Origin of the sequence: Bacillus sp. CD3-5 (genome assembly GCF_006349665.1) — a bacterium.
Taxonomy (GTDB): Bacteria; Bacillota; Bacilli; order Bacillales; family Bacillaceae_G; genus Bacillus_A; species Bacillus_A paranthracis.
Map to the genome: position 1 here is coordinate 219,829 of NZ_VEPX01000004.1, position 16,645 is coordinate 236,473.

13 protein-coding genes, 1 pseudogene and 1 riboswitch are annotated in these 16,645 nt (G+C 37.3%); of the genes and pseudogenes, 5 read left to right on the forward strand and 9 right to left on the reverse strand.

Going from position 1 to position 16,645, the window contains the following annotated elements:
- Positions 1-109: 109 nt before the first annotated feature.
- Entirely contained in the window at positions 110-1,246 is a 1,137-nt protein-coding gene (locus tag FH036_RS10635) for a DUF445 domain-containing protein (RefSeq protein WP_139895728.1), read from the reverse strand.
- 134 nt (positions 1,247-1,380) lie between these two features.
- On the opposite strand from FH036_RS10635, the gene FH036_RS10640 reads away from it, so the two are divergent.
- On the forward strand, positions 1,381-2,433 hold the full coding sequence (locus tag FH036_RS10640) for a YheC/YheD family protein (RefSeq protein ID WP_000242716.1): 1,053 nt from the start codon (positions 1,381-1,383) through the stop codon (positions 2,431-2,433).
- A 20-nt stretch (positions 2,434-2,453) separates the two neighbouring features.
- Positions 2,454-3,914 (forward strand): YheC/YheD family endospore coat-associated protein, encoded by a 1,461-nt coding sequence (locus FH036_RS10645; protein WP_000658079.1) that lies wholly within the window; start codon positions 2,454-2,456, stop codon positions 3,912-3,914.
- 16 nt (positions 3,915-3,930) lie between these two features.
- On the opposite strand, the gene FH036_RS10650 is transcribed toward FH036_RS10645, so the two are convergent.
- Positions 3,931-4,176: a hypothetical protein gene (locus tag FH036_RS10650; protein ID WP_000510468.1), complete on the reverse strand. Its 246-nt coding sequence runs from the start codon at positions 4,174-4,176 to the stop codon at positions 3,931-3,933.
- A 355-nt stretch (positions 4,177-4,531) separates the two neighbouring features.
- On the opposite strand from FH036_RS10650, the gene sasP reads away from it, so the two are divergent.
- Positions 4,532-4,735 (forward strand): small acid-soluble spore protein, SasP family, encoded by a 204-nt coding sequence (gene sasP, locus FH036_RS10655; protein WP_000013338.1) that lies wholly within the window; start codon positions 4,532-4,534, stop codon positions 4,733-4,735.
- 204 nt (positions 4,736-4,939) lie between these two features.
- On the opposite strand, the gene FH036_RS10660 is transcribed toward sasP, so the two are convergent.
- The 5 genes from FH036_RS10660 to FH036_RS10680 form a co-directional block, all read right to left on the reverse strand.
- Positions 4,940-5,674 (reverse strand): amino acid ABC transporter ATP-binding protein, encoded by a 735-nt coding sequence (locus tag FH036_RS10660; RefSeq protein WP_000623609.1) that lies wholly within the window; start codon positions 5,672-5,674, stop codon positions 4,940-4,942.
- A 28-nt stretch (positions 5,675-5,702) separates the two neighbouring features.
- Positions 5,703-6,401 (reverse strand): amino acid ABC transporter permease, encoded by a 699-nt coding sequence (locus tag FH036_RS10665; protein WP_002091752.1) that lies wholly within the window; start codon positions 6,399-6,401, stop codon positions 5,703-5,705.
- The gene (locus FH036_RS10670) at positions 6,388-7,185 is read right to left on the reverse strand and encodes an amino acid ABC transporter substrate-binding protein (RefSeq protein ID WP_000732860.1); all 798 of its coding nucleotides are present in this window, start codon (positions 7,183-7,185) and stop codon (positions 6,388-6,390) included. Before FH036_RS10670 ends, FH036_RS10665 begins: the two co-directional genes overlap by 14 nt.
- Before the next feature lie 272 nt (positions 7,186-7,457).
- Positions 7,458-9,458 carry an ABC transporter ATP-binding protein gene (locus FH036_RS10675; RefSeq protein WP_139895729.1) on the reverse strand — a complete coding sequence of 667 codons (2,001 nt, stop codon included), beginning with the start codon at positions 9,456-9,458 and terminating at the stop codon, positions 7,458-7,460.
- Positions 9,455-11,215 (reverse strand): ABC transporter ATP-binding protein, encoded by a 1,761-nt coding sequence (locus FH036_RS10680; protein ID WP_044791265.1) that lies wholly within the window; start codon positions 11,213-11,215, stop codon positions 9,455-9,457. Before FH036_RS10680 ends, FH036_RS10675 begins: the two co-directional genes overlap by 4 nt.
- Before the next feature lie 589 nt (positions 11,216-11,804).
- Here FH036_RS10680 and gapN point away from each other — a divergent pair.
- The gene (gapN, locus tag FH036_RS10695) at positions 11,805-13,244 is read left to right on the forward strand and encodes an NADP-dependent glyceraldehyde-3-phosphate dehydrogenase (protein ID WP_000213631.1); all 1,440 of its coding nucleotides are present in this window, start codon (positions 11,805-11,807) and stop codon (positions 13,242-13,244) included.
- 79 nt (positions 13,245-13,323) lie between these two features.
- On the opposite strand, the gene FH036_RS10700 is transcribed toward gapN, so the two are convergent.
- Both FH036_RS10700 and FH036_RS10705 read right to left on the reverse strand, forming a co-directional pair.
- Positions 13,324-14,409 carry a DUF3626 domain-containing protein gene (locus tag FH036_RS10700; RefSeq protein ID WP_139895730.1) on the reverse strand — a complete coding sequence of 362 codons (1,086 nt, stop codon included), beginning with the start codon at positions 14,407-14,409 and terminating at the stop codon, positions 13,324-13,326.
- A gap of 112 nt (positions 14,410-14,521) precedes the next feature.
- Positions 14,522-14,770 (reverse strand): annotated as a pseudogene (locus FH036_RS10705) (glutamate racemase); the annotation flags it as partial.
- 99 nt (positions 14,771-14,869) lie between these two features.
- Positions 14,870-15,053, forward strand: a riboswitch (Lysine riboswitch).
- Between the two features lie 147 nt (positions 15,054-15,200).
- Here FH036_RS10705 and FH036_RS10710 point away from each other — a divergent pair.
- Entirely contained in the window at positions 15,201-16,625 is a 1,425-nt protein-coding gene (locus FH036_RS10710; RefSeq protein ID WP_001186306.1) for an amino acid permease, read from the forward strand.
- Positions 16,626-16,645: the final 20 nt, after the last annotated feature.

A 16,645-nucleotide genomic window follows, 5' to 3' on the forward strand; every position in this document is an offset into this window, starting at 1 on the left:
TCATACGCACTGCCTTTTACGTGCATTTACATACGCACCTCTTCTTACCATATCAAACTATGCAAGAGATGTGAAGAAATTTCACTTTTATTTGTATGTACGTATTTTATTATTTCAGAAACAACAGTAATACCCCTTGCACGATTCCAATCACTCCGCCTAATAAGGCACCTAAATACGTGATCATTTTTAGTTCATTTTTTGTAATGGACAGAACTAAATCTTCTAGTCTCTCCGTTGAAAATGTAGACACTTCTTGTTGGACAATTTCCGCTAAGTGTAGATTATGTAGTATACTTTCTACGTTTTCTGCCCCCCACTCCAAACCTTTCGTTACTGCGCCTGGGACTATCTTTTCAATAATTGTTTCCCGAACTGGCTCACATACTTTCTGCACAGATTGGTTTAAAAATTTACTCACAGTTTCCTCAACTTTAACTGCTGACAATATAGAGCTTACAATCATTTCTTTTTCTACAAACGTTTCTAATTCTTTTACATCTCTTCCTTTTAACTTCTCCCACTCTTTTTGCAGTACATCCGTTAAAAGCTGCTTTGTGCCATCTTGCCCTAAAAACTTAATAACCTCAGGCTGCACACGATCCACTACACTTACATTCCCTAAAAACATTCCGACTAAGTTAAGTAGCGTTCCCCTAGAAGCAAAGAAATCATCAATCATTTTTGAAAGACGTGCTTTACCTTCTTCACTCTCAAAAAACTGAGTTGCTCGCCCTAAAATAAATGCCGAAACATTTGGAATCGCATTCTCTATTTTCTCATGAACAGAATGAGGTAAAGCTTGTTCCCATGTATATGTATAGTACTCTTCTAAAAATGCCTGAATCTTTTCTGTAATCACCTGTTCGATTTTCTCAGTTGCTTCTTTTTCTACATGCGCTACGTCCCGTTTTTCTAACATGTGTCGCAGTGACTGTTCATTCGTAATTACTTTATCCACTTCTACTTGTGCCCATTGGATTAAACCTTTTTGAAACTCTTCATTTGTTAACTTCTTGCCGATTCCTTCTGGCGTTAACAAATGTTCTACAACCATTTTCCCTAATTGAACAGCAAGCTCATCGCGGCGCTTCGGAATTAATCCTGGTGTAAATGGCACTTGAAACTTCCCAATATACATAGGGCGATGAGGACGAAATAACATTTTTATCGCTAAATGATTTGTAAATCCTCCAATAATTGCTCCGAGCCCTGTCGTCGTTAACATACTTAACCATATATTCATTACAATCAACCTTTCGCTTCTCCAAAACTATAGCATATCATCATACGGACAAAAGTATAATGGTATAAAAACGTATTTGCAATATATAGCTTCGCCTATTATGCCAACATTTTGTTAGTAAAGGAGTGATTTCGTTGGTTCTCGGTATTTTAACTTCTCACCCTCATTATGAGCAAACGTATTACACCGAAATCGCTAAACGCGCTCGGCTTTATCATAATGTCGTTGCCCAGTTTACGCCATTTGGTATTGATCCTAAAACAGATCTTGTTTCTGGTCTGATTTATGATACGGATACAGGAAAATGGAAAGAGCAAATATTCCCTATTCCTTCTTATATATACGATCGTTTTTCTTTTAACGAGGAAACAGACGTCGAAAAAGCAAAGTCAATTATTCACTCATTACACAACCGTCCTTCCACTACCTTTTTAAATAACACACTCATTGACTTAAGCAAACTACATGATGTATTTCTCACGAATAAAAAATTATCTCCTTATATACCAAAATTTGAAATAGCAACGATACACAACGTTTTCAAACTGTTATTAAAAACAAAAGATATTATTATACGTCCTACTAACGCACATTCCAATGAAAGTTTGTACCGGGTCGTTTATAAAAATAAAACGTTTCATGTTGATACGATAAATGACGCCTACCATACTTCTACTCCAATTAAACGGACTGATGAATTTATATCTTGGTACAAATCTCATATACGATCAGCACGTTACATCACGCATACAATGCTGCAACCTCCAAATCAATTAACATACCCACTCCATATTCGAACCATTTTACAAAAAAATAAAGAAAAGAAGTGGAACGTTATCGGTCAGTTTATACAAAAAAGCTCATTTCCGAATCAACTTTTACTTTCGGCAACAGATGATTCCTCGCTGCATGCATTTTCAAAAATTAAATACGTACTATCTAGTACCGGTGTACAATTGTTACAAGACGCTTTACAAGACATTATAAATGAAGTGTTTCAAACGCTAGATGCATCTTATTCTTCATTATTCGAGCTAGAGCTTTCCACTATTATGGATCAAAAAGGGGCAATTTGGCTTATGTATGTCAACACAATTCCCCCTTACGAACATTACATTCGCCATAGTGGTTCATTAGCCGAAAAAATATATCACGGACCATTACAATTTAGTCGCTTTACACCATAAAGAAAGGGGGTAAGTCTATTTTGAAAGAGCACATATATACGTTAAATATTTCAGATGAACATCCAAATAGTATTACTTTACCTTATATTTTTTCCATCACACCACCAATTACATCCCTTTCCTTCGGCCTACGCCATGTTGCAAGTGAAGAGGTAAAAATTCATTATTCCTTTACTCGCGAAATCATTATTGGAAAACAAATTGCAGAGAAACTTTTACTGCCTCATTCCACTACTATCCATGCATTCACACAAAACCAAACAATTATTTTCGGACCATTAATCGGGATTTTCACAACTGGTTTTAACGATGACGCTTCTAATCCTTTAGGGAACCGTTCAACTTCTCTTGGCGAGTTACTAACGCCACCATTCACCTTACGACCATTTGTATTCGTTTTTGGTGTGCAACATATAGACTGGGAAGACGAAACAATTGAAGGGTATTTCTTTCAAGAGGAAAAATGGATAAAGAAAAAAGTCCCTTTACCGAATGTCATTTACGATCGATTACCAAATCGGAAAGCCGAAAATTATAAACCGATCGTAAGAGCAAAAAGAAAGCTAGAGCATGACTATGCGATTCCATGGTTTAACCCAGGTTTTTTTAATAAATGGGAAGTGCATCAACTTCTTATGAAAGATGAATCCATTATGCCATTATTACCAAACACAGAAACATTTCAGCACTTCGAACAAGTGGAACGATTTCTCGGAACGTATAAATCCATTTATATGAAACCGATTCATGGTAGCTTCGGTAGAAACATTCATCAAATATTTTATTCCCAAACAGAGAATTGCTACTACTGTCGTTATCGCGAAAATGAAGAAAATAAACTAAGAAAGTACCAATCATTAGAAACACTTCTGAACCATGTGTTAAAAGGACATGATTTAAAAAAGTTTATCGTACAACAAGGTATCTCCTTGCTACGCTTCGATGGGCAACCTGTTGATTTCCGCATTCATACAAATAAAAATCATTTCGGCCAATGGATGGTCAGTGCAATCGTGGCAAAAATTGCTGGCAAAGGTAGCTTAACAACGCATGTAAATAGCGGTGGCGATACAAAATTGCTGCAAGAACTTTTTCCAGATTCAACGAAACAAGTTCAAATTGAAAATAAGTTAAAACATACCGCCTTACAAATTAGTTACGCGCTCGATGAACAAGTAACCGGAAATATCGGAGAAATCGGTTTTGATATCGGTTTAGACACACAGGAAAACCCATGGCTCTTTGAAGCAAACTCTAAACCAGGGCGAACTGTATTCCAAGATGCCAAGTTAAAAGAACAAAGTGAACTAACGCGCCAATTATTTTACGAATATGCCATCTACTTAACTGAACATTCTTTGCGCGATACAAAAGAAAAAATGTCTCAAATAAAATCAGAGATTGCCTCAAACAACGAGCATATCCCGTCCCCTATGATTCACTCACAAATACAAAAACAAAAACTTCCACCTCATTCATAAGGTGGAAGTTTTCTATTTACACAAGTTTTACTACAACCTCTGTTTCCACGTTACATACTCCGCAATAAAAAATATGATTGCAATATTCATTTGAATTATTATGTGTCAATCCATCTACTGCACTTAATAATTCTTGGTCCATATACGCACTATAATCGTCTATGTAATCTACAGCCTTCCCATAATCTTGGAGTATACTTTGGCAATTTTGACAAGAATATGTTTGTGATTCTAATGCGTTGCAAAGCGGGCAAATTCCCATCACGATCCCTCCATATAATTGTATCTAGCTACGTATAGGAGCAGCTTGCCCCATTCTTACTTACATTCTCCTCAAATTAGCAGGATACAAAAAGAAAAATATATTTCATATCGCTCTTAGTTTTACCTTCTTTCTAAAAAATAAAACGATTACTCTTATTTCATAATTTACGAAATCACTAAGATTTTTTACAAAATTTACAAATTATTATTTCGTATATCTTTCTAGGTAACATCCATACTATGAGTACAAACTTAATTACCGATGGATTAGCGCCAAACGGGGCGATAATCTGGTTCAACTCCAGCTAGTCCAACCAAAAAAATTTTTATAACTCTAAGGAGGATATATTCCTATGGCAAACCAAAATTCTTCAAATCAATTAGTAGTACCAGGAGCAACAGCTGCAATCGACCAAATGAAGTACGAAATCGCTCAAGAATTTGGTGTACAATTAGGAGCAGATTCTACAGCTCGTGCTAACGGTTCTGTTGGTGGCGAAATTACAAAACGTCTAGTTGCAATGGCTGAGCAAAGCCTTGGCGGATTCCACAAATAAATATATATGGCAAAAAGGTCTCAAGGCATATGCCTTGAGACCTTCCTTCATTTATCCCGCTTTAATGGGCAGTAAGACCCCCACCTCAAAATTCAGCGAAAGCGAAGAAGTTAGGTGGGGGATCAACTGCCCATAAAAGTCCGATTGGTGAGGGCTGATAATCAGTGGGGGATGAAGAAAACCCCCACTGATTAAAGTTTCACTTTATTGCAACATTTGTAAAAACTTCTTCGTACGTTCTTCTTTTGGATTTGTAAATACATCTTCTGGTGTACCTTGTTCGACAACGACACCGCCATCCATGAAAATAACACGGTTCGCAATTTGATGTGCAAAACGCATTTCATGCGTTACAATGACCATCGTCATGCCTTCTTTAGCAAGCTCTTTCATGACCTTCAGAACTTCTTGAACGAGTTCAGGATCAAGTGCTGACGTCGGTTCATCAAATAGTAACACTTCCGGCTCCATCGCAAGCGCGCGCGCAATTCCAACGCGCTGTTGTTGTCCGCCTGATAATTGGAACGGATATAAATCCACTTTATCTGCTAGACCCACTTTTTCAAGGAAATAGTTTGCTTTTTTCTTTGCTTCTTCTTTCCCCATCTTTTTCACTGTAACAAGCCCTTCCATTACATTTTGAAGTGCTGTTAAATGCGGGAATAGATTATGGTGCTGGAATACCATACCTGTTTGCGTACGAAGGTTGACAATATCTTTCTTCGTTACTTTTTGAGAGAAGTTAAGCTCTTTATTACCGATACGAATATTACCAGCGTTTGGCGTTTCTAATACATTAAGACAACGCAGGAATGTCGTTTTACCAGATCCAGACGGCCCGATAATAACAACAACCTCACCCTTCTCAACTGTTAAATCTATATGTTTTAGTACGGTATTATCTCCGAAACTTTTTTGTAAGTGCTGAATTGAAATCATAAAAACAAAAACTCCTTTTGTAAAAGGATTATTTTAATGTATAGCGTTCTGAACGCTTTTCTAACATCTGTTGTACGATTGATAATAAGAAACAAATAACCCAATAAATAAGACCTGCTTCAAAATAAACAATTAAAAACTCATAGTTCATTGCCGCAATTTCCTGCGCTTTTCGGAACATTTCTGTTACTAAAATTAACGATGCTAATGAAGTATCTTTCACTAAGCTAATAAATGTATTCGAAAGCGGCGGAATTGATACGCGCGTTGCTTGTGGTAAAATAACACGTTTTAACGCTTGCGGATATGTCATCCCAATTGTGTAAGCTGCTTCCCACTGCCCTTTCGGAATCGAAAGGATAGAAGCACGAATAATTTCAGATGCATACGCACCGACATTTAATGAAAATCCAACAACTGCTGCTGTATATGGCTCAACTTCAATATTAAGAGTTGGGAGACCATAGAAAATGATAAATAACTGTACAAGAAGTGGCGTTCCGCGAATGATAGATACATAGATACGAGCAATCCATTGTAAAATACGACTACCTGAAATACGTGCAAGCGCCGTTAACGTTGCCAGTATAAGACCGATAATAAATGTAATAAGCGTTAATGGAATTGTCGTAAAAACAGCTTCCTTCAGCATAGGCATGAAGGAAGTCTGCATAATATCTATCCAAGTAGACAATCGATCTGAAATCAATGCACTACTTAGATACATTTTCACCAAACCATTTTTTCGTTATTTTGTCATACGTACCGTCTTTTTTCATATCTTCTAACGCTTTATCTACTTCTTGTACAAGCTTAGTGCTACCTTTACGGAATAAGAATCCACTTTCTGAAGCTTCTTTTTCTGTATCTACAATTTTAATTTTCGCATCTTTTTTCGTTTCTAAATAGTTTAATACTGATAATTTATCATTGATTGTGAAATCAACGCGTCCTGAAGCTAATAGTTCTGCCGCTTGGCTAAATCCTTCTACACCAACGATTTCCGCACCATTTTTCTTAGCGATATCTGCATAGTTACTTGTTAAAGATTGTGCTCCTTTTAATCCTTTTACATCAGCAAATGTAGCAGGTTTATCTTTATCTTTTGCGATAACTAATGCCGCTGAAGATGAAACGTATGGTTTAGAGAAATCATATTTCTTTTGACGGTCTTCACGAATACCAACTTCGTTTGCAACCATATCAAAGCGTTTCGCATCTAAACCAGCAAGTAAGCTATCCCATTGTGTTTCTTTAAATACAGGTTTTACTCCTAAACGTTTTGCAACTTCTTCTGATAGTTCAACGTCAAATCCAGTTAATTTATTGCTTGAATCGTGGAACGTAAATGGTGGGTATGTACCTTCTGTACCAATTACAAGTTCGCCGCTTTGTTTAATCTTTTGTAACGCGTCTTGACTAGCTGTATCTTTTTTCTCTTCTTTACCGCAGCCGGCTACAATCCCGATCGCTAATGTAGTTACTGCAAGCACTGAAAATAATTTCTTCATGATGGTAATCCTCCAAGTATTCTGATAGGAATTTAAAAACTATATTGATTGTATGCAATCTTGAACAATTTTTCAATGAAAATGTTCTTATTTAGTTTATCCTTTTTCTTCATAATCAAACAAAAGGGAAAAATAACGCTACATACAAAAAATAAGTAACATTTTTTAATATAGCATTTATTGTACGAAAGGTAAAATAATACTTCTTATTTAACAGTCCTGATTCACTAAAAAAAGAACTTGTGAAAATCACAAGTTCCTCCCCATACCTATTAAGCGCTCTGATTCCCTTCCATTTGCGTTTTGTACATATCGTAATAACGCCCGCGCTTTTTCATTAATTCATCATGAGACCCTTTTTCTAAAATCATCCCTCTATCAAGCACGATAATTTGATCTGCGCTTTTAATTGTTGAAAGTCGGTGAGCGATAATAAATGTCGTTCTTCCTTTTTTCACAACTTCTAGCGCTTGTTGAATCATCGCCTCTGTTTCTGTATCGATACTAGATGTCGCTTCATCTAAAATTAAAATGGCTGGGTCAAAAGCGAGCGCCCTAGCAAACGATATAAGCTGACGTTCTCCGGTTGAAAGTGTACTTCCTTTCTCCGTAATTTCTTCATTTATATTGTTCGCAAATCTTTCAGCACCTACATCACGCAATGCTTTTACGATGCGCTCTTTTGAAATATTTTCATTTTCTAAACTAACATTAGTTGCTACTGTTCCGCTAAATAAAAACGGATCTTGCAGTACAATTCCCATATGTTCACGAGTTGCTTGTTTCGACATCTCTTTTATATCATGACCGTCAATCGTAAGCTTTCCTTTTTCAAACTCGTAAAACTGAAAAAGTACATTCATAATGGAACTTTTTCCTGAGCCAGTATGACCGACAAGTGCGACTGTCTCGCCTTGTTTCGCTTCAAATGAAATATTTTTTAACACTTCATCTTTTCCATTATAAGAAAACGACACATTATCAAACTTCACATTTCCTTGTAAGCGAGGTATACGTTCTTCTTCTACTGCTTCCCCTTTTTCCTCTAACAATTCAAAAACACGTTCTGATGCAACGCGCGATTGTTCTAAGTTAGCAAGCTGATTCACCATATTTGTAATCGGTGAGAATAATCGTGTTAAATAATCAACGAACGCATATAGTATCCCTAGAGAAATGACGCCTGTAGCACTTAATGAAGTACCACCGAAATACCAAATCACACCTGTGAAAGCGATATTTCTTAATACACCTACTAAGTTATGAGAAGTTGCTGCATTTAAATTCAAAATTTTATTTTGATACTTAAAATAATCGCCATTTAATTCTTCAAACTCTTTTTTCGTTTCACGCTCTTGACGGAACGCTTGAATAATTGGCATCCCTTGAATGGATTCATTCACTGTTCCGTTAATATCAGATAAACGCGAACGCATTTTATGATTGTATACAGACGCGTACTTTCTATATAAAATAGCCCAAACAATTAAAATTGGGATGATGAGTAAACATAACGTCGCCAATTTTACATCAAGTAAAAATAGCGCAGCGAATATCCCAATAATATAGATGATACTTGAAACGAATGTTGCAAGCACCGTTACATATAAATCACGAATAGCCTCTGTATCATTCGTTACACGCGATACAATTTTCCCTGCTGGTAAATGATCGAAATACCGAATCGGCAACGTTTGGATATGAGAAAAGACATCTTCCCTCATAATTTGAATAATTTTGTTCGCTGCCTTCTGTAAGAAAAATTGCTTTCCGTATGCAAATAATGAAACGACTACTAATAAAGCAAAATAGCCTCCACCAAGTAATAATAAGCGGTTTATTTCTGGCTTATAAAACGCAAATACTTCTTCTTTCGTTAATGCTTTCGCTTTATACACTTGCACCGCCTTACCATTTTGAACGGTAATCATATCACCTTTTACAGTACGTGATCCTTCAGCATTCACTTTATTCGGCACAAAGTAATATTGAAAACCGACTTGCATCACGCGTACTTCTTTTCCTTTTTTCTCACCTTCTTGGAAGCGATCGCTTCGCTTATAAAAGGCACCATTATACGAAACAGCCTCGTCACTCTTTTCTGTTTCATACCAAGGTTTCTCTATTCCAACGATATGATCGTCAATCATCGTTTTCGCGACGAAAGGACCCGCAAGCTCTGCAATAACGAAAATAAATAACATTAACATCGCTGCAAATATCGTCCCTTTCACTTTCATCGCGTATTGAAACAATCGTTTTGAAACGCTCATATTTTCACCCCACTATCCGCACTTTCACTTTCACCCTGTTGTCTTTCAAACTGCTCCGCATACCAGCCTCCCTTTTGGATAAGCTGATCATGCGTACCTTCTTCCATTACTTCTCCCTCATCCATAACGAGAATCCAATCCGCATGTTGTACGGCTGACAAACGGTGCGTCGTAATAATCGTCGTCTTTCCGCTTCTTTCTCTTCTTATATTTTCAATGATCGCTGCTTCCGTACGAGCATCAACAGCTGATAAAGAATCATCTAAAATTAAAATTTCTGGATTTTGAATAACAGCTCGTGCAATCGAAATCCTTTGTTTTTGCCCTCCTGATAAAGAAACACCTTTCTCTCCGACGAGCGTTTCTAACCCTTCTGGTAAAAACTCTAAGTCTTTTTTAAACGCTGCAATTTCAATCGCTTTCTCGAGTTCCTCTTCAGTCGCTTCCCTATTTCCGAATAAAATATTTTCCCTCGCTGTTTTTGAGAATAAAATATGTTCCTGCGGTACATAACCAATCCACCCAAGCACATTTTCATTCGTCATTTTATCTAACGTCACATCAGAGACTGCAATATCTCCATCTCCAAGCGGATATTGGCGAAGAAGCTGACGTACGAGCGTCGTTTTTCCGCTTCCTGTTTTTCCAACAACCCCAAGCGTTTCCCCTTGTTTTAATGTAAACGAAACCTTTTTTAAATTTGTTTCAGTTGATGAAGGATATGAAAAGGTAACATCATCAAACTGAATATAATCCGGCTCTTGTACAAGCTTTGGATGTTTCGGATCCTTTACATCTGGTTCATACGCTAACGTTTCATTTACACGGTCGAGTGACGCATTTCCTCTTTGCATAACATTGATTAATTCACCAATTGCAAACATCGGCCAAATCATCATCCCTAAATACACGTTAAAGGACACAAGTTCACCAAGTGTCACCTTTGATTGGAATACAAGATATGCGCCATACACTAAACCAATTAAATAACTAAGACCGACAAGCATTTTTACAGTTGGCTGGAATAGTGCATCAATTCTAGCTACTTTCATATTCTTTTCGTAGACGTCATCTCCTAAATGATGAAATCTTTCTTGGTCTGCATTCTCTTGTACATACGCACGAATAACACGCACGCCAGCAATCGATTCTAATACTTTATCGTTCATATCACCGAACGCATCTTGCGCAACTGTAAATCTTTCATGCAATTTCTTTCCATATATATTCATCGCATATGCCATAATTGGAAGTGGTATAAGTGCCGCAAATGTAAGCTCCCAACTAATTGTAAATCCCATCATAAAGACGATCGTAAGCATATATAAACTCGAATCTACGAGCGTTAATATACCGAAACCAGCTGTCATAGCGATTGCTTTTAAATCATTCGTTGCTCTCGCCATTAAATCACCAGTACGATTTTTTTGATAAAACGTCGGCGTCATCTTAAGTAAATGCCCCATAAATTTAGAGCGCATCGTTTTCTCAAGCACGAATGCACCGCCAAACAATTGATGTTGCCATACGAAAGTGAGGCCATATCCAACTATCGTAACCCCAATTAAAATAAGAATAGACTGTATAATAGCTTCGTTCGATAACGTTCCTGTTTTTATATTATCTATCGTAACCCCTAACACTTTCGGGGGGATAACTTCCACTATATTCACAATTAAAAGAGCTCCAATGGCGATACTATATCTCTTCCAGTGCTCCTTAAAAAACCACTTTAACTTTAGTAATACTGAAAACAATGTAATCTCTCCCTTCTCATTCTCATTTATCTCTCATTTCTTTATCCGCTATCCAGACCCATTACATTTACATTTCGTAACCCATACAATCTCATCACATTTTTCCACCTTCCAAAGTTTTATTTAGTAACATGGAAAATAAACAAAAAAAAGCATACCGCCGCTTGACGATATGCACAAAAATGCATAAAAGCGTACGTTACGATATACGCAACGTACGCTTTTTATAAGACAAAAATGCCCTATATATCCGCACGGGTTGCGTAATGATATAAATGTTTTCTGCCATTTAACAGAGCTAAACCCATTACATTTACGATTACAATCATTACGCACACCTCCTTCATTTATTTTCCATTTATAATCTTATAACTTTATTGAGTATTCTGTCAATTGTTTTTTTACAAATTGAATAAAAATATATGATCCATCATTTCGAAATAAGGGAATGTTCTGTAAGAAAGGGCATACAAAATAAAAACTTCATAAGAAATCGTTTTCACAAATATTTCATTTGAAAAATGTTATCAAACCCCATACAATCACCTTATACTCACTCTTACAAGTTGCTATTTTAGGAGGACTAATCATGACAACTAGCAATACGTACAAATTTTATTTAAATGGAGAATGGAGAGAAAGCTCTTCAGGAGAAACAATCGAAATTCCATCTCCATACTTACACGAAGTAATTGGACAAGTACAAGCAATTACTCGCGGAGAAGTAGATGAAGCAATTGCATCTGCAAAAGAAGCTCAAAAATCATGGGCGGAAGCTTCTCTACAAGATCGCGCAAAGTATTTATATAAATGGGCTGATGAGCTCGTAAATATGCAGGATGAAATTGCCGATATCATTATGAAAGAAGTCGGTAAAGGATATAAAGATGCGAAGAAAGAAGTTGTTCGTACAGCTGATTTCATTCGTTATACGATCGAAGAAGCTTTACATATGCACGGAGAAAGCATGATGGGCGATAGCTTCCCGGGCGGTACAAAATCAAAACTTGCGATTATCCAACGCGCACCACTTGGTGTTGTATTAGCAATCGCACCATTTAACTACCCAGTAAACTTATCTGCCGCAAAACTTGCACCAGCATTAATTATGGGTAACGCTGTTATTTTCAAACCAGCAACTCAAGGTGCAATTAGTGGGATTAAAATGGTTGAAGCACTTCATAAAGCTGGCCTTCCAAAAGGTCTTGTAAACGTAGCGACAGGACGTGGTTCTGTAATTGGTGACTACTTAGTAGAACACGAAGGCATCAATATGGTATCGTTCACAGGTGGTACAAACACAGGTAAACATTTAGCGAAAAAAGCTTCCATGATTCCACTTGTATTAGAACTTGGTGGTAAAGACCCTGGTATCGTTCGTGAAGATGCTGACTTACAAGATGCTGCAAACCATATCGTAAGCGGTGCATTCTCTTACTCTGGTCAACGTTGTACAGCTATTAAACGTGTACTTGTACACGAAAACGTAGCAGACGAGCTTGTTGGCTTATTAAAAGAGCAAGTAGCTAAACTATCAGTTGGATCTCCAGAACAAGACAGCACAATCGTTCCATTAATCGACGATAAGTCTGCTGACTTCGTTCAAGGCTTAGTTGACGACGCTGTAGAAAAAGGTGCTACAATCGTTATCGGTAACAAACGTGAGCGTAACTTAATTTACCCAACATTAATCGACCACGTAACTGAAGAAATGAAAGTTGCTTGGGAAGAGCCATTTGGTCCAATCCTTCCAATCATCCGTGTTTCTTCAGATGAGCAAGCAATTGAAATTGCTAACAAATCAGAGTTCGGTCTGCAAGCAAGTGTCTTCACTAAAGACATTAACAAAGCATTTGCAATTGCTAACAAAATCGAAACTGGTTCTGTTCAAATTAACGGACGCACAGAGCGCGGTCCTGACCACTTCCCATTCATCGGTGTAAAAGGTTCAGGTATGGGCGCACAAGGTATTCGTAAGAGCCTTGAGTCTATGACACGTGAAAAAGTAACTGTATTAAACTTAGTTTAATCTTATACAAAGAAGCTGATCTAATTTTAGATCAGCTTCTTTTCTATATAGACACTTCCCAAAAACGAGGTATTTCGTTCTACTTCCGATTTGGTTTTCCAAATCGAACTAAAACATGCCATAATAATTTTAATTCCTGAAGCACTTCTTCATAAGTTCCACGATCACTCCAAGATAATGGATTGCGTTTCAAATCCGCTACAGCAGAACCGATTATATTTGCATCGATACAATGATTCCGTGCAATGCGTCTTGCTAAAGATGGCATTTTTGAACCTCTAAAATCCATTGGAACGTCGTCTACCATAAGTACAAAACCTGTGTGCCAATACAAATCAATAGCATACTTCATACAAATTTCTTCTAAAGTTCTTCCTACATCCGTCCCCTTAAATGAAGGATCTACAACAAGCGCTTCCACGTCTTCTTTAAGAGAAATCTCTCCATGAATCTGCACTTCAATATAATGATTAAGATTACGGGCTGGCTCTTTACTTACTAAATCTATAAACGGCCTTTCCAGATTAGCCAGTAAATGATTAACTAATCTTGTTGGAGTCAAATTCCCTTCACCAATTGCACACTCTCTTACGAATGTCTCTTCCAAAAGAGCAGCTAAAATCATATCAAACTCCTCATAAGTCCCCTTTTCTTTTGGATCTTGATGCGAATCTAAATACGTATATGTAGAGCGATAAGAAACTTTTGGAGATAAGAGAAAGTAACATGATCCAAAACGCGGAGCAGGCCCATCTGGATGTAACATCAAATTTAGCGCTCCATACTTTGGCCGTTGATTATTCGTTACACCTTCCAATTGATATGCTCCTCCAAATATTCTCTGTTCCCAAAGGTCACGTTCACCGCCAGGATAAGCAGATACGCTTCCGTTAGATAGCAATGTTTCAAACTGACTTTTATATATTCCTTGTTCAAACAATGCTTCAGCAACACTTTTCATACTCGAATCGAGTCTGTCTGGATGAAAGTGTAAAGCAATCCTTGCATGAGATTTCAAGTTAGCGACAGCTTCTTCAAATATTTCATCTGTAATATTACACATGTTAAGTATATGATTAATTGTTGCTTTAGCTCCGCGTTTTTCGTTCTCTGCATATTTTGAAATATACTCTAAAGCAAATAGTTGAGACCTTGATAATTCCATAATCAAACCTCTCCTTTAATTGAAATGACCTTAATCCTTTCAATTAAAAGTGCATTTTTTCCTTCTTATGCAACTAACCTAATTTATTAAACAAAAAGTACTTTCATACAGTCTAATTACAGATGCGAGCATTCTTTACGGGTAAATCCACACATTCTACAGAAATGTGATATCCTAGCCAACGCTCAGCAATATGTTCAAATGATAAGGCAGAGCCCGTTGTAAAAAATCGATGCTTCGGATTCAGATTGTCAGCCAGGATTCCTTTGTGCTGTAAAATTGTGCTTAACTCTATCGCTGTTTCTTCCGCAGAACTAATAATCGTTACATCCTCTCCTAATTCCTTTTTAATCACAAACTCTTCTCTATAATCTGATTATTACTATATCCATTGACGTATAAAAATTCATTTGTTACTCTTAAATACGTTAAATTAATATTTAAATCCTCATTCGTATCTCGGTGAGGTAGAGGTTGCAGTCATTAAGAGTATCATTTCAGGAGATGTAGTGGCATTGATGAACGAATGAGAAAGGAATGATTGCCGAAGTAAGCCCGTGTCCACCATGCACGCTTGCTGGGTCTGCTACTTAATAAGTGCAGAACTGTCACAAACGTTTCGTTTGTGGAGAGCTATCGAGAGGTATGTCGTGGGTTTCTTATAAGATAGAAAGCATGTAGCGGCAAATTACGTGCTTTTTTTGTTTTGTTTGGAACTTCTCTTCCTGACTCAGGAAGACATACATATCTCCTCGCTTGACTTGGTTATACTAACTTTGGAGGTATTTTCTATGCAACAAAAAAAATGGGGCTTTTGGGTACTCACAGCTTTCGTTGTCGGTAACATGGTTGGCGCTGGTATTTTCATGGTGCCAAGTACGTTGGCACAAACAGCAAGCCCTCTCGGTGTCACTTTAGCTTGGTTAACAACAGGGTTTGGTGTTTTAATGCTAGCTCTTGTTTTCGGTAATTTAGCAATTCGTCGTCCTGATTTAACGACAGGACCACAAAGTCATGCATATGCTTTATTCTCAACACCAAAAAAGAAAAAAATGGCTGGTTTCAGTATGGTATGGGGCTATTGGGTTGCAAACTGGGCAAGTAACGTTGCCATCATTACATCATTTGCGGGATATTTATCACTCTTCTTCCCAATTATGAAAGATACACGACTACTATTTTCAATCGGTTCTTTTAATGTAGAAGTCGGAAAACTAATTACATTTACGATTTGTTCCATCTTACTTTGGGGAACTCATATTATATTAACAAACGGTGTAAGCGGAGCTGGAAAGCTAAACTTCTTAGCAACAACAACGAAAGTAACTGGATTCCTATTATTCATCGTCGTTACGTTATTTGCATTCGAAGCTTCTAAGTTTGGACAATGGTACACACCGATGATCGATAAATCAGGTGCATCACACGGCCTTCTTTCACAAGTAAACTTAGCTGCTCTTACGACGCTTTGGGCATTTATCGGAATTGAATCAGCGGTTCTTTTATCAAACCGTGCTGTTTCTCCAAAAACGGTAAAACGCGCAACAGTTGCGGGATTACTTATTACAGTTGCGATTTACTTAGGAATTACAATTTTAACAATGGGTGTACTTCACGTTGATACATTACAAGCCTCAGAACGTCCGTTAGCAGATGCATTAAATGCTGCAATGGGTCACGGCGGCGGGAAACTGATGGCATTACTTGCTCTTACTTCCCTGTTCGGTTCGATTTTAGGCTGGATTTTATTAAGCTCAGAAGTACCATATCAAGCAGCAAAAGAAGGTTTCTTCCCTTCCTTCTTCGCAAAAACAAACAAAAAAGGAAGTCCAATTTATTCATTACGATTAACAAACATTATGTCGCAAGTGTTCTTATTCTCAACATTATCAGGAACAATTGCGGAAGCTTATACATTCGTTATTACTGTATCGACACTGGCCTACCTCATTCCATATCTCGTTTCACCAATCTTCCAGTTAAAACTAGTCGCAACTGGTGAAACGTATAAAAATGAAATGCGGGCAAGAATTACAGATGGTATAGTCGCAGTGATTGCACTTTGCTACGCACTATGGGTTATTAAAACGGGCGCAGCCGATATAAAAACATTCCTTCTCGGAATTGGTTTATTCGTAATCGGCTTTGCTTTCTATCCATTAATGAATCGTGATCAGAAAAAAAATAACGAAAAGAAAGACGGGCAAGTTGCATAACGCAATTTGCTCGTTTTTTC

Excerpts from the sequence above, each read along its gene's own strand:
- FH036_RS10635 (WP_139895728.1), bottom strand. The coding sequence starts at position 1,246 with ATGAATATATGGTTAAGTATGTTAACGACGACAGGGCTCGGAGCAATT.
- FH036_RS10650 (WP_000510468.1), bottom strand. The coding sequence starts at position 4,176 with ATGGGAATTTGCCCGCTTTGCAACGCATTAGAATCACAAACATATTCT.
- sasP (WP_000013338.1), top strand. The coding sequence starts at position 4,532 with ATGGCAAACCAAAATTCTTCAAATCAATTAGTAGTACCAGGAGCAACA.
- FH036_RS10660 (WP_000623609.1), bottom strand. The coding sequence starts at position 5,674 with ATGATTTCAATTCAGCACTTACAAAAAAGTTTCGGAGATAATACCGTA.
- FH036_RS10665 (WP_002091752.1), bottom strand. The coding sequence starts at position 6,401 with ATGTATCTAAGTAGTGCATTGATTTCAGATCGATTGTCTACTTGGATA.
- FH036_RS10670 (WP_000732860.1), bottom strand. The coding sequence starts at position 7,185 with ATGAAGAAATTATTTTCAGTGCTTGCAGTAACTACATTAGCGATCGGG.
- FH036_RS10675 (WP_139895729.1), bottom strand. The coding sequence starts at position 9,458 with ATGAGCGTTTCAAAACGATTGTTTCAATACGCGATGAAAGTGAAAGGG.
- gapN (WP_000213631.1), top strand. The coding sequence starts at position 11,805 with ATGACAACTAGCAATACGTACAAATTTTATTTAAATGGAGAATGGAGA.
- FH036_RS10700 (WP_139895730.1), bottom strand. The coding sequence starts at position 14,409 with ATGGAATTATCAAGGTCTCAACTATTTGCTTTAGAGTATATTTCAAAA.
- FH036_RS10710 (WP_001186306.1), top strand. The coding sequence starts at position 15,201 with ATGCAACAAAAAAAATGGGGCTTTTGGGTACTCACAGCTTTCGTTGTC.